Annotated in this window: 23 protein-coding genes and 1 other annotated feature; of the genes, 6 read left to right on the top strand and 17 right to left on the bottom strand. The window is 43.2% G+C overall.

Annotation, left to right across the window (positions count from 1 at the left end; genetic code table 11):
* Positions 1-225 precede the first annotated feature (225 nt).
* From QWT69_RS16655 to QWT69_RS16685, 7 genes are all read right to left on the bottom strand, one after another.
* The gene (locus QWT69_RS16655) at positions 226-1,191 is read right to left on the bottom strand and encodes a DUF4003 family protein (protein WP_317967592.1); all 966 of its coding nucleotides are present in this window, start codon (positions 1,189-1,191) and stop codon (positions 226-228) included.
* A 65-nt stretch (positions 1,192-1,256) separates the two neighbouring features.
* Entirely contained in the window at positions 1,257-2,039 is a 783-nt protein-coding gene (gene trpA / locus QWT69_RS16660; RefSeq protein WP_317967594.1) for a tryptophan synthase subunit alpha, read from the bottom strand.
* Positions 2,036-3,217, bottom strand: coding sequence for a tryptophan synthase subunit beta (trpB, locus tag QWT69_RS16665; protein ID WP_317971153.1), 1,182 nt, complete (start codon positions 3,215-3,217; stop codon positions 2,036-2,038). The genes trpA and trpB overlap by 4 nt, the downstream gene beginning before the upstream one ends.
* A gap of 14 nt (positions 3,218-3,231) precedes the next feature.
* Entirely contained in the window at positions 3,232-3,843 is a 612-nt protein-coding gene (locus tag QWT69_RS16670; RefSeq protein ID WP_317967596.1) for a phosphoribosylanthranilate isomerase, read from the bottom strand.
* Positions 3,840-4,631: an indole-3-glycerol phosphate synthase TrpC gene (gene trpC / locus QWT69_RS16675; RefSeq protein WP_317967598.1), complete on the bottom strand. Its 792-nt coding sequence runs from the start codon at positions 4,629-4,631 to the stop codon at positions 3,840-3,842. The genes QWT69_RS16670 and trpC overlap by 4 nt, the downstream gene beginning before the upstream one ends.
* Positions 4,628-5,659 (bottom strand): anthranilate phosphoribosyltransferase, encoded by a 1,032-nt coding sequence (trpD, locus tag QWT69_RS16680; RefSeq protein ID WP_317967600.1) that lies wholly within the window; start codon positions 5,657-5,659, stop codon positions 4,628-4,630. Before trpD ends, trpC begins: the two co-directional genes overlap by 4 nt.
* A 36-nt stretch (positions 5,660-5,695) precedes the next feature.
* Positions 5,696-7,054 carry an anthranilate synthase component I family protein gene (locus QWT69_RS16685; RefSeq protein ID WP_317967601.1) on the bottom strand — a complete coding sequence of 453 codons (1,359 nt, stop codon included), beginning with the start codon at positions 7,052-7,054 and terminating at the stop codon, positions 5,696-5,698.
* Between the two features lie 369 nt (positions 7,055-7,423).
* Positions 7,424-7,651, bottom strand: a binding site (T-box leader).
* 204 nt (positions 7,652-7,855) lie between these two features.
* Between QWT69_RS16685 and rluF the strand changes: the two genes are divergently transcribed.
* Positions 7,856-8,560 carry a 23S rRNA pseudouridine(2604) synthase RluF gene (rluF, locus tag QWT69_RS16690; protein WP_317967603.1) on the top strand — a complete coding sequence of 235 codons (705 nt, stop codon included), beginning with the start codon at positions 7,856-7,858 and terminating at the stop codon, positions 8,558-8,560.
* Positions 8,561-9,018: 458 nt separating this feature from the next.
* Here rluF and QWT69_RS16695 read toward each other — a convergent pair whose 3' ends face one another.
* The 3 genes from QWT69_RS16695 to QWT69_RS16705 form a co-directional block, all read right to left on the bottom strand.
* Entirely contained in the window at positions 9,019-9,573 is a 555-nt protein-coding gene (locus QWT69_RS16695; RefSeq protein ID WP_317967605.1) for a hypothetical protein, read from the bottom strand.
* A 52-nt stretch (positions 9,574-9,625) separates the two neighbouring features.
* Complete coding sequence (locus QWT69_RS16700) at positions 9,626-10,525, bottom strand: ABC transporter ATP-binding protein (RefSeq protein ID WP_317967607.1); 900 nt, start codon at positions 10,523-10,525, stop codon at positions 9,626-9,628.
* Positions 10,526-10,664: 139 nt separating this feature from the next.
* On the bottom strand, positions 10,665-10,817 hold the full coding sequence (locus QWT69_RS16705; protein ID WP_317967609.1) for a YugN family protein: 153 nt from the start codon (positions 10,815-10,817) through the stop codon (positions 10,665-10,667).
* Positions 10,818-10,969: 152 nt separating this feature from the next.
* On the opposite strand from QWT69_RS16705, the gene QWT69_RS16710 reads away from it, so the two are divergent.
* Positions 10,970-11,356, top strand: coding sequence for a hypothetical protein (locus QWT69_RS16710; RefSeq protein ID WP_317967611.1), 387 nt, complete (start codon positions 10,970-10,972; stop codon positions 11,354-11,356).
* On the top strand, positions 11,344-11,661 hold the full coding sequence (locus QWT69_RS16715) for a hypothetical protein (protein ID WP_317967613.1): 318 nt from the start codon (positions 11,344-11,346) through the stop codon (positions 11,659-11,661). The genes QWT69_RS16710 and QWT69_RS16715 overlap by 13 nt, the downstream gene beginning before the upstream one ends.
* A 92-nt stretch (positions 11,662-11,753) precedes the next feature.
* Here QWT69_RS16715 and QWT69_RS16720 read toward each other — a convergent pair whose 3' ends face one another.
* The 4 genes from QWT69_RS16720 to QWT69_RS16735 all read right to left on the bottom strand — a co-directional run bounded on the left by QWT69_RS16720 (position 11,754) and on the right by QWT69_RS16735 (position 14,860).
* Positions 11,754-12,188: a YugN family protein gene (locus QWT69_RS16720; RefSeq protein ID WP_317967614.1), complete on the bottom strand. Its 435-nt coding sequence runs from the start codon at positions 12,186-12,188 to the stop codon at positions 11,754-11,756.
* A gap of 409 nt (positions 12,189-12,597) precedes the next feature.
* A complete protein-coding gene (locus tag QWT69_RS16725; protein ID WP_317967615.1) occupies positions 12,598-13,323 on the bottom strand; it encodes an amino acid ABC transporter ATP-binding protein in 726 nt (241 codons plus the stop codon).
* A gap of 15 nt (positions 13,324-13,338) precedes the next feature.
* Positions 13,339-13,971, bottom strand: a complete 633-nt coding sequence (locus tag QWT69_RS16730; RefSeq protein ID WP_191693904.1) for an amino acid ABC transporter permease — start codon at positions 13,969-13,971, stop codon at positions 13,339-13,341.
* 70 nt (positions 13,972-14,041) lie between these two features.
* Positions 14,042-14,860, bottom strand: a complete 819-nt coding sequence (locus QWT69_RS16735) for a transporter substrate-binding domain-containing protein (protein ID WP_317967617.1) — start codon at positions 14,858-14,860, stop codon at positions 14,042-14,044.
* Positions 14,861-15,070: 210 nt separating this feature from the next.
* Here QWT69_RS16735 and mgtE point away from each other — a divergent pair, with 210 nt between their 5' ends.
* Complete coding sequence (mgtE, locus tag QWT69_RS16740; RefSeq protein ID WP_317967619.1) at positions 15,071-16,429, top strand: magnesium transporter; 1,359 nt, start codon at positions 15,071-15,073, stop codon at positions 16,427-16,429.
* 107 nt (positions 16,430-16,536) lie between these two features.
* Here the strand turns inward: mgtE and scpC are convergent, their stop codons facing one another.
* Positions 16,537-18,051 carry a succinyl-CoA:acetate CoA-transferase ScpC gene (gene scpC, locus QWT69_RS16745; protein ID WP_317967621.1) on the bottom strand — a complete coding sequence of 505 codons (1,515 nt, stop codon included), beginning with the start codon at positions 18,049-18,051 and terminating at the stop codon, positions 16,537-16,539.
* A 133-nt stretch (positions 18,052-18,184) separates the two neighbouring features.
* Positions 18,185-18,823: a LytTR family DNA-binding domain-containing protein gene (locus tag QWT69_RS16750; RefSeq protein ID WP_317967623.1), complete on the bottom strand. Its 639-nt coding sequence runs from the start codon at positions 18,821-18,823 to the stop codon at positions 18,185-18,187.
* A gap of 227 nt (positions 18,824-19,050) precedes the next feature.
* Between QWT69_RS16750 and QWT69_RS16755 the strand changes: the two genes are divergently transcribed.
* Complete coding sequence (locus QWT69_RS16755; RefSeq protein WP_317967625.1) at positions 19,051-19,683, top strand: CBS domain-containing protein; 633 nt, start codon at positions 19,051-19,053, stop codon at positions 19,681-19,683.
* 48 nt (positions 19,684-19,731) lie between these two features.
* On the opposite strand, the gene QWT69_RS16760 is transcribed toward QWT69_RS16755, so the two are convergent.
* A complete protein-coding gene (locus tag QWT69_RS16760; protein ID WP_317967627.1) occupies positions 19,732-20,994 on the bottom strand; it encodes an MFS transporter in 1,263 nt (420 codons plus the stop codon).
* Positions 20,995-21,225: 231 nt separating this feature from the next.
* Here QWT69_RS16760 and QWT69_RS16765 point away from each other — a divergent pair, with 231 nt between their 5' ends.
* Positions 21,226-23,637 (top strand): EAL domain-containing protein, encoded by a 2,412-nt coding sequence (locus tag QWT69_RS16765; protein WP_317967629.1) that lies wholly within the window; start codon positions 21,226-21,228, stop codon positions 23,635-23,637.
* Positions 23,638-23,776: the final 139 nt, after the last annotated feature.

The raw sequence follows: 23,776 nt of genomic DNA on the forward strand, positions 1-23,776 counted from the left end.
ATGACAATACTGTTTTTTTAGAATATCAAAATCTTAGTTTATTTCGAATGTGACAAATACATTACAAACACTGATATGTAAGCGTTTTCGCCCTGTCGTTTGATTAAATAATTTTTTTCGCTTATTTACTAAAATCCCAAAAACAAACAAGTAAAAAAAACCGTTTTTACCATAAAAACGGCTTTTCTCATCTCTTAAGTATGTATAAAACGACCTTTCAACTCATCAATTCGAAGAGTTTGTTGCTGAAGAAGCAACAACTGCAGCAACTGTCGCGGCCATAACCGCCTGCTGAGCTTGCAAAATCATCTCGATGGACGCCGCGAGACTAACACTCATCTGCTCAGGACTCTCCGTTGATTGATAGGCGATGTAACCAATTGCAACCGATAAAGCCATTTCTCTATTCCACTTGAAACATTTAGACTGTTCCAATTGCTTCGCCAGTATAATAATATCTTTTATTTTTTCATCACTTATACCGAATACAGCCAGAAAGCCAATCATCGGATAATGAACTGGCTTCGCCTTCAAGTTCTGTTGAAACATACCGAACAACTCTGCAGCACGTTCGACGCGCCAAGGTTCGAATTCAATATCCATGTATGTCATCACTTGAGACATCCATTGCAATTCATTCCCCATTTTGAAGCCGTTATTGCGCAGTGCATTATAATAGGTCCTCATCGCTTCAGCGTGTGCTTCAGGATCTTCTTTGTTCTTTCCAAGCAACATCGCATATGCATAGTCATCATCGGAAGTGAGAAAGAAATGTTTTTTCTTCATGGCGTCATACAATTTTTTCGCACGATTTGCTTCTTCCTCAAATAGAGAACGCTCATTATCCATAAGAAGTGCGGCAAGATAGGAATGAATCGTATTCCTGAAGCCTGCCTGTTTCAATACACGTTGTTTTTCCATCAGCCGGTCTGCTTCCTCTTCAATCATAGGAGCAGATTGTGTCAAAAAAGCCGCCATCATCGGCAATAAGTTTCCCCGTAACGGTGAAAACCACCCTGATCTTGCTTTTAAAGCCCCCATTGCCCGGTTGAAGTCGACTGCACTAAACTCCCTTCCTGCAGTCACATAGAAGGATGTGATCGTCAAAACTACATTCTTATCCACACTCCATCCTGCCAAAGACTTCACCTGGTCATATGTCGTTTCCAATTCCTGTCTGATCATCTCCATACCGCACAACTCCTTTGCTATATGTACGTCAGAAAGGGATATAAAGTTTCAATAGTTTGTTTTATTTATTGAATTACTTTTAATTCATCACATCCTGCAAGCTCTTCAATGAACTTTAGGTCTCCGCGATGAAATGCATCGACAATTGCGCTTCCGACGATGACTCCGTCCGTCTCAGCCCCGAGTTTTAGCACTTGTGCAGGCTTCGAAATTCCAAATCCAGCAAGTACCGGAACCGGACTCCACTCTCTCAGCCTTCTCAAATGCTCCATTAGTGTCTCACCGTAACTGTTCCTCACGCCTGTGATTCCGTTGACCGTTACTGCGTATACAAACCCTTGTGCATGTGACACAATTTCAGCAACACGTGTTTTGGGGCTCGTTAACGAAACAAGCGGGATGAGTGCGATATCACAATCTTTCAATTCACTGCGCAGCATTCCACTCTCTTCCATCGGTAAATCCGGAATAATCAACCCACGAACACCAATTTCTGTGCAACGCTCCACAAAATCCGCTACACCATAGGCCAATATCGGATTCAAATACGTCATTAACACCAATGGAACCGTCACTTCAACCGGTCGATCCGCCAATACGTCCAAGACTTTTCTCAATGTCGTCCCATTCGCAAGTGCTCGCTCACCCGCCTGCTGAATCACTTCCCCATCCGCCACAGGATCCGAGAACGGAATACCGATTTCTATAGCTGTCACACCAATGCCTTGCAGAAACAGCAATCGATCATTCAGCACATCCAATCCGCCGTCACCCGCCATAATATACGGGACAAATGCTTTTCCACCAGCAGCAACACAACTCCGGATCACTTTTTCCAATGTCGTCATTGCACGCCACCCCCCAATGCTTCACGGACTGTCTGCATATCTTTGTCGCCGCGCCCTGAGAGGCAAATGACAATGATTTCTTCTGAAGTCATATCACGTGCTAAATCCATCGCAAACTTCACGGCATGTGCACTTTCCAATGCAGGAATAATCCCTTCCGTACGCGCTAATACTTGTAATCCTTCCAAAGCTTCTGTATCTGTCACGGCGCTATAGGTCACCCGGCCGATGTCATGCAAATGGCAATGCTCCGGTCCGACCGCCGGATAATCGAGCCCCGCTGAAATCGAATGCGCTTCCTGAATAAAACCGTCCGCGTCTTGTAACACATACATATAAGCACCATGCAGCACACCTTCTTTTCCATCTGCAATGGCAGCTGCATGCCGACCCGATGCAATTCCACTCCCCGCTGCTTCCACACCGTATAATGCAACATCTTCATCATCGACGAATGGATGAAACATGCCGATAGCATTGCTGCCACCACCAATACATGCGACAACAGCATCAGGCAAGCGACCTGTCTTTTCGACAATTTGCCTGCGCGTCTCTACACCAATTACACGCTGGAAATCCCGGACAATTTGCGGAAACGGATGCGGACCAAGCGCAGAACCCAAAATATAATGCGTGTCGTCGACATGCGCAACCCAATACCGAAGAGCTTCATTCACAGCGTCTTTAAGCGTTCCTGCGCCTTTATCAACAGACACGACCTTCGCGCCGAGCAACTCCATCCGGAACACGTTCAATTGTTGCCTGCGAATATCCTCTTTCCCCATGAATACCACACATTCAAGACCGAACAGTGCACACGCCGTCGCAGTCGCTACACCATGTTGGCCGGCCCCTGTCTCCGCAACTATTTTGCGTTTACCCATACGAATCGCTAGCAACGCCTGGCCGAGCGAATTATTGATTTTATGCGCTCCTGTATGATTCAAATCTTCACGCTTCAAGAAAATTTTTGCACCCCCCACTAATTCCGTTAATCTTTCTGCAAAATACAACGGATTTTCCCGTCCGACAAAATCACGCAAATAATAATCAAGCTCCTTCTGAAACGAAGGGTCCTCTTTTGCAGCCTCATACGCCTGTTCCAGTTCAATCAATGCAGTCATCAGCGTCTCAGGCACATATTGCCCGCCAAACTTTCCATACCTGCCTTTTTTCATTTCGATCACCACCCTCAACTCTCCTCCTCTTTCACTGCCCGCACAAACTCGCGAATCAGTAACTCATCTTTGCGCCCCTCAAACTCCACTCCACTTGACACATCTACCATAAACGGTCGCACTTGGCGGATCGCTTCCTTCACATTCCCCTCATTTAATCCTCCAGCAAGAATCATCCGGTCCCTCGGCACATCAGATCCAAGATGCCCCCATTCAAACACTTTTCCACTCCCACCTTTAAACTCCACACCCGGTGCATCAAACAAAATATAATCCGAAAAGCTTTCACTTATGCCTATTACATCTTCATCACTACGCACCGTCACTACTTTAATAGAAGGAAGTCCGATTTTTCCGATTAATCCATCAGACTCTTCCCCATGATATTGGATATAATCCAACGGGACTTCACGAAACGCCTGCTCCATCTCCTCACGCCCAGCGTTCACGAAAACACCGATCTTCATCACATGCCCAGGCACAAAACGAGCCAGTTCCTTCGCTTGCGCAATCGCGACACGGCGTCTGCTTGGTGCAAATACAAATCCTACCGCGTCCACACCCGCATCGACCGCCGCTTGCACATGCTCCGATTCCATCAATCCGCAAATCTTCACTTTTGTCACGACAACTCACCTACTTTCATGATTTGCAACGACTGAATCGCCGAAGCCGCATCATTACTCCTCATCAATGTCTCGCCTACAAGAACCGCCGCCGCTCCAGTTGCCGCAACCCTTTCTGCATCTGCCGAATTCCGTATGCCACTTTCACTGATGAATATCCGATCCTCATGAAAGGGGAAATGCTTTGCTACTTCTTCCGTTCTGGCAAGATCCACTTCGAACGTCCGTAAGTTCCGGTTATTGACGCCAATAATTTTTGCATCTATGACAAGCGCACGTTCCAGCTCGTTCACGTCATGCACTTCCACTAAAACTTCCAACCCAATACTTGCCGCATAGCGGTAAAGCCGTAACAATTTTTCATCGTCAAGTGCCGCTACAATAAGCAAAATAACAGATGCTCCTGCCTGCTGTGCCCGATCAATCTGCACTTCATGAATGATGAAATCCTTACAAAGCAAAGGTGTTTTTACAACCTTCGCCACTGCTTCCAAATCAGTCATTGATCCTTTGAAAAAAGTTTCATCGGTCAGCACGGATATACAAGCCACTCCAGCTTTTTCATAAACTTTCGCCTGTGCTACCGGATCTGTCTCTCCAGCAATCGTACCTTTCGACGGAGAAGCACGTTTCATTTCCGCAATAACTTCCAATCTGGCTGATTCTTTCAATGCTGAAAACAAGGACGGGCGTTGCACAATTGTTTCACAAGAAACAATTTGTTTATCAAGAAGCAGCTGCTTCACTTCGATCCGTTTCACGTGCAATATGTCATCTAAAATCGTCATCTCACTGTCGCCTCCTGCCCGATTTGCTCACTGAACGCAACAACCGCTTCCAATTTTCGCATTGCATTTCCACTTACAATACTTTCTGTCGCAAGCGTAATCCCTTCATTAATCGAATCCGCTAAACCGCTTGTGAAAATGCCAATGCCTGCATTAAAGACAACCGTATCGAACCGTGCACCGAGCTCCCCTTGTAACACCGAACGGATCATAGCCGCATTGTCTTCTGCAGTCCCTCCACGGATTTCAGAAGGATGGGCATAATTCAACCCAACATCTTCTGCAGTTAGTGAAAACGGAATGAGATCTCCTTTATCCAACAAAACGAATGAATTTTGTCCTGCCAGTGATGCTTCATCCATTCCACCCGCTCCAGAAACGACAATCGCCCTTTCTCTGCCAAGCATTCGTAAGACAACCGCATAATCCATCAGGAAGTCAGGACGGTTAATGCCTGTGAATTGCGTCACTAACGGAACAGGATTCGTCAATGGACCGACTAGGTTAAAAATCGTCGGCTTCGTAATTTTCCTCCGTACGTCACCAATACGCTTCATCTTAGGATGCACGGCTGGCGCAAACAAAAATGCAATCCCTTCCTTTTCAAGCATCGCACCCATGTCTTCAGGCGTAAATCGCGTATGAATTCCAAGTGCATCCAACACGTCATGACTCCCTGCAGCGCTGGAAATTTTCCGATTGCCATGTTTCGCTACCTTCACACCAGCGCCTGCCAAAACAAACGCCGCGGCTGTACTTATATTGAACGAGTTCGATCCATCTCCCCCCGTTCCGCAATTATCCAGATAGCGACCCACTGGAACTTGAATTGGCAGTGCATGCGACTTCATTACTGAAGCCAATGCCGCCACTTCAGAAGCAGTCTCCCCTTTGATTGCCAATGCGACAAGGAATTCCAAGATCTCATTAGAAGACGTTTCCTCCGAAAACAGTTGTTGCGACACTTCCAACATCTCTTCATATAGAAGATTCTTTCCTTCACAAACGATTTCTACATACTTTTTCATCGCTCATCTCTCCTCTTCTCATCTTTTCTCAGCTAATCACTTCATCGCCTCGAGCAATGAACGTGCTTTATTTACGGTTTCTTTATATTCCAAAGCCGGTATCGATTCCTTTACAATTCCCGCTCCCGCTTGCACAGATGCTTTTCCGTCCTTAACAAGCATCGTCCGAATGGTTAGCGCAAAATCAATGTTGCCGTTCAAACCGATATAGCCAATGGCCCCGCCATATATTCCACGTGGCTCGTCTTCGAGTTGTGCGATAATGTCCATCGCGAGCCTCTTCGGAGATCCTGTTACTGTCCCGGCAGGCAGTGTCGCCTTCAATGCATCGAGCGCATGGAGTCCAGGAGCCAAACTCCCCTCCACTTCTGAAACGAGATGCATGACATGTTCATATCGAACTGTCTCCATATAGCTTTGCACGTTCACAGATGCAGGATCACAAATCATCTCCATCTCATTTTGGCTGACAGCGACCAACATATTATGCTCGGACAACTCTTTCGGATCATGTCTGAGTTCCACTTCAAGCGCGACATCTTCTTCTGCCGTTCGCCCGCGCCTTCTCGTCCCCGCAATCGGATTTGTCACCACTTTCCCATCCGTCACTTTCACAAGACTTTCTGGCGAAGCACCTAAGATAATGTGATCTTCAAATTCCATGTAATACATATACGGCGACGGATTTTGCTTGCGCAGTTTCCGATAAAGCGTAAACGGATCGCCCTCCATATCCGCTTCCAGCTTGCGCGACAAGACGACCTGTTCGACCGTTCCTTTTTCAATGTATTGCTGTGCTTTGCGGACCTGGTCTTCAAATTGCTGTTGCGATAGTGCGCATCTGTAATCCGAAACAGAAACAGCTCTTTCCTCTTCAACGATTCCAGTCGTAATCAATTCCACTAGCGCATCTAAATCCGACTTTGCAAGCTCGGGATGAATTTCCGTATGCAACAACGTCACTTCATTTTGCAGATGATCGAAAATAATGACTGTATCGTAAATAGTAAAATACACATCCGGTAATGCGCCTGGTGATGGTTCTTCCACTCGCACAGCTCCATAACCGACATATCCAACCGCTCCGCCCATAAACGGAAACTCTCCATTTTCCGAAATCCGTGGCATCAACCGCTTCAACAACGTAAACAAATCCCCTTCATGCGTATACACCTTCCCAGTCGCATAAATAATCTCTTCAAGCTTCACCGCCGATCCACGATACATCTTCACCGGGTTTACACCAATAAAGGAATAACGGCCTGACCCTTCATGTTGCGACGAACTCTCGAGCAAATAGCGATGCCGTCCCTTCAACCGCCTAAATATCAACACCGGCGTCAACGAATCCCCCTCAATTTTCCGTTTCGTCACCCTCAAACTCGTCTGTTCCATCTCATCTCTCCTCATCTCATCAAATTTCCATCAAACCAAACCCCTAATTTGTCAAAACCACTCCTCGCGCCATCACTCCACCAAACCACAAACCCTCCCGCGTCCAAAAACCTCATATATCCATGTAAAAACTCATAACTCCTAAAATAAGCTCATAACTCACAATAAAAACCCATAACTCCTGAAAAAAGCTCATAACTTCTAAAGAAATGTATAATCTCTTTCAAAACTCCATAACCCCTAACAAAAGTCCATAATCTCTCTCAAAACTCCATAACCCCTAGCAAAACTCCATAACTTCTTCTAAAACTCCATAACCAAAAAATAAACACAAAAAAGTCCCCTGCAATTGGACAGAAAAGTCCAGTTGCAGAGGACGGGTTACCCGCGTTGCCACCTCAAATTGAAGCCCCTAAAGAAGCTTCCACTCGGCGTGCCAGAAATCAGCACTTCCCGTAACGTGGGAAAAACGTCTGTCCGGAAAACTCCGTACAGCTCTCATAAGTCCATTCACAACGGCCGCGAATCAGTTTCCACCACCCACTGACTCTCTATACTCGCCATTCCGTCGCTACTCTTCTTATTCAACAATTTCTCAGCTATGCTCTTCTCGTCTCATCTGTTCTCAGGCGGCACCGCTCCCGGCACCTCTACCTATCCCGAACAAAAAAGTTGTTCTAACCTTACTATGCATTCTTTCAATTGTCAACCTTCGAATAACATATGCAATCCCTAGACTTTGTATAACCCCTCCCTTAGCGTTACAATAAAGGGAAATAAACCCCGAAAAAGGTGAACCCAATGCGAATCAATAAATATCTAAGCGAAGCCGGCATCGTCTCCAGACGCGGTGCCGACAAATGGATCGAAGACGGACGCGTGACAATCAACGGTCAACTAGCTGAACTCGGAAGCAGAGTCGAACCGGAAGATGTCGTCCATGTCGACGGCAAACCCGTTAAAACTGAAGATCAGCTCGTCTACCTCGTACTCAACAAACCCGTCGGCATCACAAGCACAACCGAACGTCATATCGAAGGAAACGTCGTTGATTTCGTCAACCATCCGCTCCGCATTTTCCATATCGGGCGGCTCGACAAAGACTCAGACGGCTTGTTGCTTCTCACAAATGACGGCGACATCGTCAATGAAATCCTGCGCGAAGAACATGGCCATGAAAAAGAGTACATCGTCACCGTCGACCGCCCGATCACAAAAGAATTCATCCGTGATATGGAATCAGGCGTCGAAATCCTTGATACCAAAACTAAGCCTTGCAAAGTAAAACAACTAGGCCCGCGCAAATTCAATATCACATTGACACAAGGTTTGAATCGTCAAATCCGCCGCATGTGCTCAGCACTCGGCTACACTGTCAGAAGCCTGCAGCGCACACGCATTATGAACATTCACCTCGGCAAACTACCGATCGGGCAATGGCGCGATTTGACGGATAAAGAACTGCAGGAAATGTTTAAGCTGCTTGATTATGAGCCGAAACGATAAATGATACCAACCTTGGAATCCATTCCCTTGCATCCGCTTGCCTACGGTTGTATAATTCAGATACAGATTTCGTAGAATAAAAAGGACCACCCGGTTGCAGCCGAGTGGTCAAAGTAATTGATAGGTTCCCTGTAAGGGGACGGCTATTTCATCTGGAATGACCCATCCGAAACGAGCTCGCGACTCAAGGATGGGTTATTTCTTTTTGTCATTTGACAGTATCAAGACGACTAATGTTGCAAATCCAATTGCAAACATTAATGATTCGAATACTGACATGGGCATCACCCCCTTTCGAAAAGGGATGAGCCGTCCATCCTTAAGCTACCTATTCAATTACTCTCTCATTATAGCACACATACGTTCCTTTAACTCCACTAATAATTCTACTCTCCAACAACCTTCAGATCTGCAAATACCGTTTTAACTTTTGACCTCTCTTTTAACACTCCTCTTTATTAATACTTCACATCAATAGCTATCCCTTCCATCTTCAATCTATGTTTCACACTCTCCCTCATCGCAGGTAACTGTCGATTTTCAACTAGATTCAACGAATGACCATCTGTAAAATGAAACACATAACTAGGGAACTCATTTTCCGGAGGATATTTATTGTATTGCACACTTTCAACGTCACTCCACTGATAGGAATGTCCCTTAGAAAACATGTCACGATACTTGATTGAGTCATCAGCCAAGGCGATATACTGCCGTCCTGCCACATAAAAAGACGAGCCAGCAAGAACCACGCAAAGGATCGCAATATAAATGGCTTTACGGCTGCAGTCCAACATAGCCAAAATGGCAGATCCTATAACAAGCAACAAAAACCCCACTCCGTACATTCCATATGTAGAACCTTTGACAAAAACGTACCAATTGGAAGGTGTATGATACACATTATTCGCATTCCAGTTCGGTAGAAGCAACACAAAAAGAGGTGTTGTAACAAGGATAAGTATCGAAAGCACCATAAAAACATGCCTTTTCCCAAACTGATTTGACATCATTGCACTTCTCTTTTCAACTGTTTGTCAAACTTATGTCCAGGACGCCTTCAGCTCAAACTTGAACAAGCTCATCCGTTTTTGCCTCTTCCGTAAAGATTTTACGGTAGCGCTCCTCCGAGCCGAACACCTTCTTCTCAATATCGTCGATGACTACATTCTCGCGCTCCAAAATGTGCAAAACTCTATCCAACGCGACATCTTGACGATAAACATGCAATCGTTCGTCTACCAATTCCACAGGTATACCGACTGCAGTAAGCGCTTTCTCGGCCTTCGCCGTCTGATCGACTTTAATCTGGTAGCGGACTTGTTCGAATTCAGCCATATTTTCTTGAATCAGATTCCCCTTTTTCAAGAACAGAATCGAAGATGTCACTCTATCAATCTCCGCCAAGTTATGAGAGGACAATAGAATTGTCGTCCCTTCATCGCGTAACGCAAGCAGCAGTTCACGGACACGTATGGCGCTCGTCGGATCAAGTCCGTTCAGCGGCTCATCCAAAATCGCCAGTTTTGGCTTGTTCAGAACAGCCATTGCCAGCAACAGATGCTGTTTCATCCCAAGCGAATAATTCTTTACTTTTTTATTCAAATAACTCGTAATTCCAATCCGTTCCGCTGTTGCGAGCAGCTGCTTTTTTGGCAACCCCTGGACATCACAAATGAACTGCAAATGATCGTATCCAGTTAGATAATCGTACAGCACCGTATTGTCCTGCATGAACGAAATTTCCCGGAAAATATTCGGATCACGGTTGTTTTTTCCTAAAACAGTCACTTCGCCTTTATCCGCAGGCAACAAGTTCGTAATAATATTGAGCAATGTCGATTTCCCCGATCCATTCGGTCCAACGAGTGCAATGATCTGCGGTTCCTCAATCTCAAACGTAATCCCCTTCAACACCTGTTCCTTACCGTATGATTTGTACACGTCTTTCACTGATAAAATCATGACTTCAACTCCCTCTTTTTTTAATAACCAATTATATCCACTATACTATAAGTTATAAATAGTTAACAGAAAAATATAGTTAATTCAGATAAAAAATCCTCCTTAGTCACTTGCTCTAAGGTGGATTCCTTACTATAAGTCAAATCGTCTTCAACAAATTCTGCGCATGCATACAGTCCATAAGACTTTTCACACCCTCTTCACCCGCATGCATCCACCTGTTTTTGTCTTTAATCTTGCCGTCTTTGTCAATCGGCGGCTGGAATTGATTGAATCCGCCGAGATTCAACAATGACGTTTCATCACTATCCAGGCCGACATGGACAACATGCTTGATATAGTAAGCCGGAATCTTTCGACAGAATAGTGTGACCCTTGCGACAATCTAAAGACGATTTATGATATAATGTTAGAAATAGATAAGAGGCTTAAGGAGGTTTCATTTTGACGTATGAGTTTAAGTATTTATTGAAAAAACTAATACAATCATATAAAAAATATGGACCCCAATGGAAGCCAGGTAGAGATATTATTCATCTTAAAAAACGAATCAGCAGAAATGACCTGCCTTTTGAAACTACTTTACAAGATTATAGTCATTTGATTACTACTATTGTTGTGAATGAACAAAGCAATATCCATATTTATAATATGAAGCATTTCCAACAGGGTTATATTGTGTTTTCCTTTAACTCATGGGTTGTCATCGTTGGTGAAGATTACATCATGGAAACAGCTATGATAACAAGGTCACCAGATAATTATTTATCAACCGAAAAAGGATATACTTATATCGGGACAGTGAAGGAGGTTTTATCATGGATCGAATGAAATTGGTTAATCTTTATGGTGAAGGCATCACTGATTGTGATTCCAGCCCTTTTGAAATGATTGAAACTTTTCATATTCGCAGCGAGTTGCATCAACTGCCTTTGACGAAAGAGGAAAAGAAAGTGGTAGCTGCCTATGACTTAAAATTGCTAAGTAATGCTGAAAAAGTATTCGAGCACACCAGTAAGGCTTATGACTTTTCTGCATCTAAAGAGAATATGGAAGAATGGTGGTGGCATTTAGATTTATTGTTGAAAGGGGAAATCCTTTTTAGTGCTACTCCTTTATATGACGATGTAATCTAGTGAAATTAGTGAACCACTTTCAATATTTTCAAGTAATAAAAATCGAAAAATCAAACCCGCCAGAAGAAATACTTCTTGGCGGGTTCTCAATGTCAACTCGTCTTCAACAAATTCTGCGCATGCATACAATCCATCAGACTTTTCACAGCCTCTTCACCCGCATGCATCCACCTGTTTTTGTCTTCAATCTTGCCGTCTTTGTCAATCGGCGGCTGGAATTGATTGAAACCGCCGATATTCAACAATGAAGTTTCATCACTATCCAGACCGACATGGACAACGTGCTTGATAATATAAGGCGTTTGGAACTTAATGTACGCTTCATAATCGTCGAGCTCCCCTTGCGTTACGGAAAAGGGAATTCGGATGTAAATCGTTTCGCCGCCCTCTTGGCACAAAATATGATCGAAACACCCTTGATGATAATCCCAATTTCCGCCCATATGATAGCCGAGGTCCCGGATACAATCGCTCACCAGACCGAAAGACGCTGTCTGCCCTTCCAGCCCTGTCTGTAATTTCAACATACGTTCTCCTCCTTCTACATGATTCGCTATATAGCATTCACAAAAGAAGGGAGGGACATACGTATGAACGAAAACTGGTTAGCGTCTTTAATACTTACGCTGCAACATTCCTACCTTTTACATGAAAACCGATAAAAGCAGCAAGAAGTACAGCCGTTCCTGCCACAAACAAAGCGAGCATCCCATGTTGGAACCCAATGGCAGGGTTGAATGCAAGTGTTGCGATTTCTCAAGTCAGCGAATGGCCTGATAAATCTTCATTGATGGTCGGAATATAGAGAATGGATGTTGCGTTTTGCCGATGAATTCACGCGTCACATGTTAATTGCTTACTTTTCAAAATGAAAAGCAGCCTCCCATTATAATAGGAAGCTGCTTTCTCACTCATATACATATAAAATAGAAGCTTTTACACATTCACCATCTCTAAAAACTGTTTCGTCCGCTCGTTTGTCGAGTGGTTGAAGAATGTATCAGGGTCTGCGTCTTCGATGATGCGCCCTTCATCGAGCATGATAATCCGGTCTGCCACTTCTTTGGCGAATTTCATCTCATGTGTGACGACGACCATTGTCATCCCTTCATCGGCTAGTTCTTTCATGACTTGAAGCACTTCGCCGACAAGCTCCGGATCGAGCGCTGATGTCGGCTCGTCGAACAGCAAGGCTTTCGGTTCCATCGCAAGAGCTCGCGCGATGGCGACACGCTGTTTTTGTCCGCCTGATAATTTACTTGGGTAGACGTCCGCTTTATCGGAAAGCCCGACTTTCTCCAGTAAATCCAGCGCTAACTGCTTCGCTTTCGCTTTGTTTTCATTCTTCACAATCAACGGGGCTTCCATGATATTCTCAATCACCGATTTATGCGGGAACAAGTTGAAATGCTGGAATACCATGCCGACTTCCGCGCGGACCTTCGATAGATCATCTTTCTTTCTGTCAATCGGACGGCCATCTATTGTAATCGTCCCCGTTTCCGCCACTTCCAAGAAATTCAGGCAGCGGAGCAACGTACTTTTCCCTGAACCACTGACACCGACAAGAACGACGACTTCACCCAGATGGATGTCGAGGTCGATTCCTTTCAGCACTTCTAATTTATCAAAAGACTTATGAAGATCTGTCGTTTTAATCATCTGTATTCCTCCTCATTACGATCCATCCACATTCAGTTTGTTTTCATATAGCTTCAATAGCCAAGTGAAAATGAGAACGAGGACGAGGTAATACATACCAACAACGAGGAACGTCTCAAACTGCATGAAGTTTGAAGCCGCTGCACGGTTCGCCCGCCCAAACAGTTCGGAAACCCCGATCAGATACACTAAAGACGAGTCTTTCAATGTAATGATGAACTGGTTGCCGAGTGGCGGAATCGCACGGCGTAATGCTTGCGGAAAAACAATTCTGCGCATCGTTTGTGTGCGGTTCATGCCGAGAGCGAGACTCGCTTCCCGCTGTCCTCGATCGATGCCTTGGATTGCTCCTCTGAATATCTCCGCAATATAGGCTCCATTATGAATGCCTAATGCAATCGCGCCTGCCCAGAAGTTCGACAGGACAACAATTGACGTGATTCCAAAGTATAAAAACATGATTTGCACGATCAGCGGTGTACCTCGGATAATCGTAATATATAAGTTGGCAATCGTCTGCAGGATCTTAGATCTTGAAATCTTCATCAAAGCGAAGATGATCCCGAAAACGGTTCCCAAAACGACAGCAATTGCCGTAATTTCAAGTGTGATTAGTACAGCTTTTAAAAATCCTTCATACGTACTCATGAACACATCGTATAGTCTTATGAATATCTCAGGCAATGGCCACTCCCTCTTCCCATTCCAGAATCAGTTATTATTCCAACAGCTCTGCATCTTCCAGATCGATATCCAACAGATTGCGATCGAACCACTTCATTGAAATTTCCTCATATGTGCCGTCATCGATAATTTCCTGGAGCGCTTTGTCAATCGCGTCACGAAGCTCTTCATTATCCTTATGCACCGCAATCGATGGTTGCTCGACCCATAGCGGGCTTCCTACTTCTTTAATCTCAAATCCATTGTCGATCGCTTCAAAACCGACGATATCCGCTGTAATGACGGCATCCAGACGGTTCTCGATCGTCAAATCCTGCAATGCGACAACATCACTTGCGTAGTACTGAATGTCATCAGATAGCGTTTTTGCGGGTTCTTCATACGTAGATTGAGATACGACACCAATCTTCTTGCCTTTCAGATCTTCGGGAGACTTGATCTCGTCGTTGCCTTTAGCAACCCAGATCATCCCGCCCGAATAATAATACGGTTCCGTAAAAGCTGCTTGTTCTGCACGTTTTTTTGTATACGCCATCGAACCGATGATTGCATCATATTTGTTAGCTACAAGTCCTTGAAGAATCGTTTCGAATGGATTTGTCACCGGGTTTGCTTCAAGCCCCATCTTTTCAGCGATTGCCGCTCCGATTTCCATATCAAACCCTGTCAGTTCGCCGTCTTCTTCAAAATTGAACGGCTTATAAACGCCACTTGCCGCATATGTCAGTTTTCCTTTTTTCACGAGACCGAATTCATTGTCTTCGTCTTTTGTAGACTTGTTGTCATCTCCACAAGCCGCAAGTACAAGCATTGCTGCCATCATTACGAATAATAGCGATTTCCATTTTCCCATATAAAATTACTCCCTTTTTTAAGTTAGAGAAATCTCTAACTTTTTTTGCTTGCTCTCTAACCTCTTTCCCTAGTTTTATTCCAATAAACATATTTTTTACAGATTCCTATTTTTCGTTTGTTTTAAGAAATGTGGGGAATAGGGTGATAGCACGGTTTTGGTAATTCCAAATTAACTAGAAATATGTTAAAAAGAGGTGAACTGAATCTTATGAATAAAGCACAAGATAAAGAACAAATTTCCCGCGCCATTTTACATACGTTAAAAGAAGGACAAAAGGATACTTTTAAAAAAATCATGAAAGATTTAAGTCCATACGATCGATCTTTATATTACCGGACTGTCCCAAGAAAACGACGAACACTATTTCTCGAGTGGCTTAACATGGATCAGCTCGTTGGTCTATTGCGCTACTTGACGAAAAACGAACAGCTTCGTTTATTAAACAAAATAGGGCCTATACGATCTACAGAATTACTTGACCTCATGAAAAGTGACGACTTGGCTCTTCTCCTCACAGACCTGCCTGAAAAAGATGTGGAAAAACTCATTGCGGAAATGCGTGCTGAAGGGAAAAGGGATATTCGGCTCAAAATGAAATTCCCTAAAAAAAGTGCAGGGCGTGCAATGATCAGTCAATACGTATGGGTGCATGAATCGTATACAGTAGAAAAAGCGATTGACAAACTGAAACACTTTAAAGATTATGCGGATTACTTGAATTACATCTATATTATCGATGATCAGAAACGACTTGTCGGTGTCGCTTCATACCGCGATTTATTGCTTGGCGATCGAAACGCTCCCATTTCTACAATTATGGCTACAAACTTATACAAAGTACGGGAAACGACTAAACAAAGTGACGTAGCTAGGATGATTGGTACACATGATTTCTTATCCGTACCTGTCGTCAATGAGGAAGATATCCTCGTTGGCATTATTACGGCTGATGATGTCCTTGATATCGTCATACGTGAAGCGAACGAAGACATTGAAATGCTCTTCGCGTCGGGAAAAGAAATTGACTTCCATACGAAACCAATCGTCGCTACCTATAAACGTTTGCCTTGGCTCATTTTGTTACTGTTCATCGGGCTCGTTTCAGGCAGTATTATCGCCAAATTTGAAGCGACATTAGAAGCAGTCGTCGCGTTGGCGTTCTTCATGCCGATGATTGCCGGGATGACTGGGAATACCGGCACACAGTCGCTCGCTGTTGTCGTGCGAGGACTGGTAACTGAGGAATTATCACTTAGAAAATCAGTCCAACTCATTTTCCGTGAATTACTTGTAGGGATTATGCTCGGAATTGTCTGTGGTGTAGTCATATCAGTTATTGCATATGTGTGGCAAGGTAGTTTCGTGCTTGGACTCGTTGTTGGTGTATCTCTAATCGCGACGTTGATCATTGGAACGTTTGCAGGGACAATCATCCCACTGATTTTGCATAAATTCAAAGTTGACCCAGCGGTTGCTTCCGGTCCGTTAATCACTACGATTAATGATATTCTCTCATTACTGATCTATTTTGGCATCGCAACGATGTTCATCGATAAACTCATGTAGAAACAAAAAAGATGACAGACCTTTCCCAATTCCTAATTAGTGGAATGAAGGGAAGGACCTGTCATCTTTTAATTTGTTTAAATCAAATATGCATCGACTGAAATTTGTTACACTCGCTTCTCGGACTGTTTGCGCATGGAACCATGCTGTTGCAAGTTTACATGCCACGAGAGCGCTTTTTCCAGTATATGCGGAGTATGCCCGCCTCGTTGCAATGCTTCGTAATAGTATTCCCACAACTGTTCACGGTACATCGGGTGCGCACAATTAGCGATAATTAGACCGACACGCTGCCTTGGTGCAAGTCCGCGCAGATCTGCATAGCCATATTCGGTCACGAGCACATCGACGTCATGTTCCGTATGATCGACGTGTGATACGAATGGAACAACACTCGAAATATCTCCGTCTTTAGCAACTGATTTCGTGACAAAGATAGCAAGCCTTGCATTACGCGCAAAATCGCCAGACCCTCCAATACCATTCATCATTTTTGTTCCCGTTACATGCGTCGAATTGACGTTGCCGTAAATGTCGAACTCAAGTGCCGTATTGATGGAAATGAGGCCCAGTCTGCGGATAATTTCAGGATGATTTGAAATTTCCTGTGGTCGCATAATCAATTTATCGCGATAGTTGTCAAGGTTATTGAAGACTTTGTCCATCTTCTCATTAGATAGCGTGATGGATGCGCTAGAAGCAAAACGGACTTTTCCTGCATCAATCAAATCGAAGACGGCGTCCTGTAATACTTCAGAGTATACTTCCAAATCCTCGAACTCCGAATTCAGTAATCCGTATAAGACAGCGTTCGCCTGAGAACCGATACCCGACTGCAGCGGAGCTAAGCGGTTCGTCAATCGGCCCGCTTCCACTTCCGAACGCAGGAATGCAATGAGGTTTTCCGCCATGACTTCCGTTTCACGATCGGGTTGAGAAATCGTCGATTCGGAATCCATCTGGTGATTGAAGACGATTCCTTTTACTTTATCGATATCTAGCGGAATACCAATTGAACCGATCCGATCATCCACTTTCTTCAACGGGATTGGATCTCGCTCTCCTTGCGCGCCTGGATAATAGAGATCATGGATACCTTCCCATTTAGCCGAATGTGCTGTGTTAATCTCAATAATGATTGATTTTGCATGTTTGGCAAATGATAGGTTATTGCCGATAGAAGTAGATGGGATGAGCATTCCATCTTCAGTTATTGCAACCGCTTCCAAGATTGCAAAATCGATAGGCTCCGTCACACCGCTGCGAATCCATTCCGGTGTCTGGGACAAATGATGATCATCAAATAGTAATGTGCCTTCATTTATGCCTTTACGCATTACTTTATCCGCTTGAAATGGTACTCGTTTTTTTACGATACCCGCTTCTGTAAACAGTTTATCTGTATCTGATCCAAGTGAAGCACCGGTAAACACATTCACTTTAAATTGTTCTTTTTCTGCACGTTTCACTAATGCCATAGGAACCGCTTTTGCGTCCCCCGCTCTTGTGAACCCACTCAATCCCAATGTCATTCCGTCTTTAATCCAAGACGCAGCCTCGACAGGTGAAACGACCAATTCTTGCATTTTTTTATTTCTGATACGCTTCATATGAGTATCCATTGTCAACTACCTCTTTTCATAACTTTTAGATTATTTTACAACACATGCTAGACAATATGGAGATTTGTGTTGTAAAGATGAAATTCATGCGTAAAGCCCACTTTTTATTGACTAAAGCAGCATATATAAGTTGTCAGAAGTCGAGCATTTTCCTAAAATAACTAGAATACGATTGGCTCACTGGAATTTCAGCTCCATCATTCATACGTAAAAGGAATGTGGAGTGCGTATCTGGATATATTTCTGAAATTTTCGTAACATTAACAATGTAAGACCTATGACAACGGATGAATTGTTCATGTGGTAAAATGAATTCGAAGTTTTGAAGCGAGTTTTTATGGGTACCAGTAATACGATCCGAAACTACGATTGTTTTACGCTCACGAACTTCTAAATACTTTACTTCTGAAAAAGGAACGGGCACCCATCCGTCTGCCGTTTTCAATGTAACGACGGACTTTCCTTCGGTATAAGCTGGGTAAATTGCTACAACAGACCCTTCGATTGAATGATTATCGTAAAACGGGACCGCCATGCCATGATAAGGAACCCCATACATATCACGGTGAATGAATTCAGATATTTTATGTCCTTCCGTCAGCGCTTTATAGGCAAGTGAACCCTCTTTTACGAGGTCACCCGGTCGGATTTTAAGGTCGACCCTTTTGCTTGGACGATAATAGATATATTCACGTGTATTGGACACGACGATTGAGATTTCATCAGCAAAAAGTTCTCCCAAGACATCAAGAAGAGAATCTGCAGTCATCATAGTTATCAATACCCTTTCCACGGTCAAGTATGCCATACAGACAACGTTTCCCAAGTTGTCAACGTCTGTAGCGCCGCTCTTACTATTAGTATATCGTAGTTTTATATAGCCACAATCAGAGTTCGTGAAGTTTTCATGTACAATAACCGATATTTGAACTATAATAAAACTCAACTGTATACTAAAGATTTAGATAACACAGAAATAACTAAATAGGGGGCATTATCATGCATATTCGAGATTTGATAGTAGAAAGATTAGCTGTAGCATCAGTAAAAGCGGATGCAAGCGCCAAAGAAACACTCGCAAAAATTAATGAGACGGGCTTCCGCTGTATACCTGCAGTCGACGATCATGACAATTATAAAGGGATGATCTATAAGGTCGACTTGCTTTCGTATTTATACGAAGAAAAAGGCAATGAGGATGGTTCAATTACGCATTTGCTTAAACATGAAGAGATATTTTTGTATGAAAATGCTTCATTTATGAGTACGTTGTTGCAAATTAAGGCGTTACCGTTCATTAGTGTTGTAGAAGAAGACGGAAAACTGTTGGGAATTGTGACACATAATAAGATTGAAAGTGTACTAGAAGATGCATTTGGATTAAAAACAGGTGGTATTAATATTACACTCGCTTCTACTGAAGCACGGGGTATGATTCGTAAACTGACAACGACTTTGAAAGATGAAAATATTGAAGGCATGTTGACACTTGATAATGGATCTGCACTTGCCAGACGCGTTGTCATCACATTAGAAAACGGAAAATCCGATGAGGAGTTAGATAAGTTACGTGATCGACTCGAGAAAAACGGATTCCGTATTCTTCAAATGCAACGGATGGATCCAAAGTAATCGAAAAGGCTGTTTCCGATAACCGGAAGCAGCCTTTTCTAATTGCTTTTATACTAATTCGCTCTGCGGTTTCGGTACCATCCTCAACAGGATCCCACCGATGATAAATAGGATAACTAGGCTAAATACGCCGTATGCCGAGCTACCCGTCAATTGTGCAGTCACACCTACTAACAAAGGCCCCATGACCGCAGCGAACTTGCCAAAAATATTATAAAACCCGAAAAACTCATTGGATTTCTCCTTCGGTACAAGTTGCGCAAAATACGACCGACTCAACGCTTGGATACCGCCCTGTGAAGTGGCAACGAGCATGGCGAGTATCCAGAAGTCCATTGTCGAAGTCATAAAGAACGCATAAATACAGATGATTACGTAGACAAAGATCCCTACATACAACATCGTTTTAACGGAAAATTTATACGCAAGCTTACCATAGATAATTGCAAAGGGAGCTGCAACTAACTGGGTGGCAAGCAAGATGATTAGCAAATTTGTCGCACTAATCCCTAAGTCCGTACCATATGCTGTAGACATGCTAATAATCGTTCCTACACCATCTATATAGAAAAAATACGCCAATAGGAAAATGAAAACAGTTCGATACTTCTTAATTTCCTTGAATGTATTGCCAAGACGTCTGAAGCTTCCTGCCAATAGATTAGGCTCACGTTCAATTGAATGAATTTGAATAACATTCTTCAGCATTGGAATCGTAAAGACGAACCACCAAATACCTGTAATGACGAACGCCATTTTTGTCGCAATCACCATTGGAATCGGGATAATTCCCTTTTCCGCTAGTAAAATTAGTGCAATGCTAAGAATAAACGGAATGGCTCCCCCAATATAGCCAAGTCCAAAACCACGGGCGGACACTTCATCCATCTTTTCTTCAGCTGTCACATCGACAAGAAAAGCATCATAGAAAATATTCGCCCCATGGAAACCGACAGCGGTAATCGCGTAAATAATTAATAACGGTAGCCACAATCCTTCAGGTACAAATGCAAGCGACATTGTCGACACTGAACCGATTAGGAAAAATGCAAAGAAGAACTTCTTTTTCAACCCTTTATAATCGGCGATTGTTCCGAGAATGGGCCCAATCATTGCCAATATGAACGTAGCAATTGCAATTGTATAGCCTAAATAGGCTGTTGAAACGTTCGACTCAATGCCAGCATCTGTTGCGACTGATTTAAAGAATAACGGAAAAACAGCAGTTGTTATAACGATAGAATAGGCAGAGTTCGCCCAGTCATACATGACCCAACTGTTTTCTGTTTTCGTATACTTTCTTAATTTCATTCATTCACCCCTCCCCTATATTATTCAGTTTACAATTATTACTCAAAATATAGTAGCAAAAGTTAGAAAGTTTTCATTCGATTCAATCATATTTTTATACTACATAGATTTCAATTTCTTAAAATGCTATAATTGCTTCATTAAAGAATCGATTTAGAATTATTTTAGTAAAACATTTGATGAAGGAAAGTAGATTGAATGACTTGGTACTAATAGAAAGGAATTTCAAATATGGTTTTTTCTAAATTGAACACCCCTGCACTACTTACTTTGATGGACCAAACCTTTTCTCTATCCATTTCAGATGCAGAAGGCAAACTGATATTTATCAATCACAACTTCTGCAAACTAACTGGTTATTCAGAGAAGGAGTTAATTGGAAAAAGCTATAGTTTTCTTAATCCTTCTTATGACCCGTACCAATTCATTCAGGAAATGCAGACTTCGTTTTCTGAGAAATCGCTATGGCAAAAAAAGATTAAAGGCATTCATAAAAACGGAAGCTTTTATTGGGTCATCGCAACTATCATTCCCGTCCGCGATGACAACGAAAAAATCATTCAATACTTTTCAGTAGATGTTGATATTACCTCACGCGAACGAACAAGCGAAAAATACAATAAAACATTACATAACCTGCGTAATATTGAAAATGCCTTGGATTATTCATCTGTCGTCGCGATTACCGACGAAAAAGGCATCATTACTTATGTGAACGAGAAGTTCTGTACTTTATCTCAATATACGAACGAAGAATTGATTGGAAAGACCCACCGGATTGTAAATTCAGATTATCATCCGAAAAGTTTCTTCAAAGAAATGTGGAAGACGATTCTCAACGGCAAAATTTGGGAGGGCGATGTACGCAATCGTGCAAAGGACGGTTCTATTTATTGGGTTAAGACAACAATTGTCCCATTTTTTGACGGCCAAGGTAAGCCGAAGCACTTTATAAGTATCCGGCATGATATCACTGACCGCAAAAAGGCCGAAGAAGATCTAGAAATTGCTTTACAAAATGATTTTCGACAAACTGTAAAAAACCTTCATAATGCTATTTTTAAATACGGATTGACTGATGAGGGCTCCATCGAGTTTTCTCTATTTGAAGGGAAGATATCAGAACAACTTGGAGTGTCCACACAGATGCTGAACAATCGAGAGTATGCTAAGGCATTTTCAACAGAGGAATTGCGAATATTTAGCGACTATTTACATGCAGGCTTATCCGGTGAGCAAGTCCAATTTGAAATGACCTATAAGAACCTCTCGTTGCTTGTCAACCTTTCACCTATCGTCAACGGCAAGGATATCAAAGAAGTCGTTGGCACCGCTATTGACATTACGGAACGGATTGAAGCAGAAAAAGTGATTGAGCATATGGCTTATTTTGACTTTCTGACTGGCCTTCCCAATCGGAGGAACTTACAAGATTCCATCCAACTACGGATTTCCGATGGAAGTAAACCGTTCTCTGTCTTTTTCTTAGACCTTGACCGCTTCAAACATGTAAACGACTCGCTCGGTCATCAAGTCGGTGATCAATTACTCATCGCAGTTGGTGCGAGATTGCGATGCTGCACAACTAAAGACGATTTAGTCGCGCGGTTAAGTGGAGACGAATTTATCGTCGTTGTTCCGTCTACTGATACACAACGTCTCACGGCATTAGCAACGACAATCGTAGAGGAGCTATCCGAACCTTTCAAAATTGAAACCCATGATGTTTTCATCACACCGAGCATCGGGATCGTTCTTTATCCGGAAGACGGAAACGATTACAACACGTTAATGCGCAATGCAGATTCAGCGATGTACATGACAAAAGAAGAAGGTAATCATAGATTCCGTTTCTTCACATCCGACTTGCAAGTGAAATTGTTGGAAAAGAGCTTTCTTGAAATGGAATTACGCCAAGCACTCGATAATAAGCAATTCTCCCTTCATTACCAGCCACAGATCGACTTAGCAACTGGTCTCATTAAAGGACTGGAAGCTTTGGCGCGGTGGGAACATCCTGAACGGGGATTTATCGCGCCCAATCGATTCATCCCCATCGCAGAGGAGAACGGCTTCATTCTTCAGCTCGGTGCTTGGGTACTCCGTCAGGCATGCAGGCAGGCGAAAGCTTGGCAAGATAAAGGATTCCTTCCATTACGTATAAGTGTCAACGTCTCCATGCGACAATTCATCCAGCCGGCGTTCGTTGAAGATGTGAAAAAAATATTGGCTGAAACGGGTTTGGACCCAGCTTATTTGAACTTAGAGATTACCGAGAGTATGATGTCCGACGTTCAACAATGCCAACCTAAACTCATCGAACTTCAACAGGCTGGAATTTCAGTCAGCATCGATGACTTCGGTACAGGCTACTCTTCACTCCTATACTTGAGCAAATTTCCAATTTCCCACTTAAAAATCGATCAAGCATTCATAGGCGAATTAAGCAAGGAAAATTCCATGATTGTCAAAGCCATCATCGATCTTGCTAAAAACCTTAACCTCAACGTCATTGCGGAAGGCGTCGAAACAAGCGAGCAGGAAAACTTCCTTAAAGAACTCAAGTGCGATGAAGTTCAAGGCTATTACTACGCTAAGCCAATGCCGTGGAATGAAGTTGAGAAATTTTTGAACCGTACGTAAACGCAACGCACCCGCAAAATTGGGTGCGTTGCTTTTCGTTGCGACGTGGAGACGTTTTAATACGACGGGCCTCTACATTTTAATACGACGCCTCTACGTTGTGTTGCGCACCATACGTTTTGTTGCGACGCAGTTACGT

Origin of the sequence: Sporosarcina oncorhynchi (assembly GCF_033304615.1) — a bacterium.
In the GTDB taxonomy this organism is placed as follows: domain Bacteria; phylum Bacillota; class Bacilli; order Bacillales_A; family Planococcaceae; genus Sporosarcina; species Sporosarcina oncorhynchi.

Bases quoted from the DNA above. Each gene is read 5' to 3' on its own strand.
- QWT69_RS16725 (WP_317967615.1), bottom strand. From the start codon at position 13,323: ATGATTAAAACGACAGATCTTCATAAGTCTTTTGATAAATTAGAAGTG.
- QWT69_RS16720 (WP_317967614.1), bottom strand. From the start codon at position 12,188: ATGTTGAAATTACAGACAGGGCTGGAAGGGCAGACAGCGTCTTTCGGT.
- QWT69_RS16655 (WP_317967592.1), bottom strand. From the start codon at position 1,191: ATGGAGATGATCAGACAGGAATTGGAAACGACATATGACCAGGTGAAG.
- QWT69_RS16760 (WP_317967627.1), bottom strand. From the start codon at position 20,994: ATGAAATTAAGAAAGTATACGAAAACAGAAAACAGTTGGGTCATGTAT.
- QWT69_RS16765 (WP_317967629.1), top strand. From the start codon at position 21,226: ATGGTTTTTTCTAAATTGAACACCCCTGCACTACTTACTTTGATGGAC.
- QWT69_RS16700 (WP_317967607.1), bottom strand. From the start codon at position 10,525: ATGATTTTATCAGTGAAAGACGTGTACAAATCATACGGTAAGGAACAG.
- QWT69_RS16715 (WP_317967613.1), top strand. From the start codon at position 11,344: ATGGATCGAATGAAATTGGTTAATCTTTATGGTGAAGGCATCACTGAT.
- trpC (WP_317967598.1), bottom strand. From the start codon at position 4,631: ATGACGATTTTAGATGACATATTGCACGTGAAACGGATCGAAGTGAAG.
- QWT69_RS16730 (WP_191693904.1), bottom strand. From the start codon at position 13,971: ATGAGTACGTATGAAGGATTTTTAAAAGCTGTACTAATCACACTTGAA.
- scpC (WP_317967621.1), bottom strand. From the start codon at position 18,051: ATGGATACTCATATGAAGCGTATCAGAAATAAAAAAATGCAAGAATTG.
- QWT69_RS16695 (WP_317967605.1), bottom strand. From the start codon at position 9,573: ATGATGTCAAATCAGTTTGGGAAAAGGCATGTTTTTATGGTGCTTTCG.
- rluF (WP_317967603.1), top strand. From the start codon at position 7,856: ATGCGAATCAATAAATATCTAAGCGAAGCCGGCATCGTCTCCAGACGC.
- mgtE (WP_317967619.1), top strand. From the start codon at position 15,071: ATGAATAAAGCACAAGATAAAGAACAAATTTCCCGCGCCATTTTACAT.
- QWT69_RS16685 (WP_317967601.1), bottom strand. From the start codon at position 7,054: ATGGAACAGACGAGTTTGAGGGTGACGAAACGGAAAATTGAGGGGGAT.
- trpA (WP_317967594.1), bottom strand. From the start codon at position 2,039: ATGACGACATTGGAAAAAGTGATCCGGAGTTGTGTTGCTGCTGGTGGA.
- trpD (WP_317967600.1), bottom strand. From the start codon at position 5,659: ATGAAAAAGTATGTAGAAATCGTTTGTGAAGGAAAGAATCTTCTATAT.
- QWT69_RS16750 (WP_317967623.1), bottom strand. From the start codon at position 18,823: ATGATGACTGCAGATTCTCTTCTTGATGTCTTGGGAGAACTTTTTGCT.
- QWT69_RS16755 (WP_317967625.1), top strand. From the start codon at position 19,051: ATGCATATTCGAGATTTGATAGTAGAAAGATTAGCTGTAGCATCAGTA.
- QWT69_RS16735 (WP_317967617.1), bottom strand. From the start codon at position 14,860: ATGGGAAAATGGAAATCGCTATTATTCGTAATGATGGCAGCAATGCTT.
- trpB (WP_317971153.1), bottom strand. From the start codon at position 3,217: ATGAAAAAAGGCAGGTATGGAAAGTTTGGCGGGCAATATGTGCCTGAG.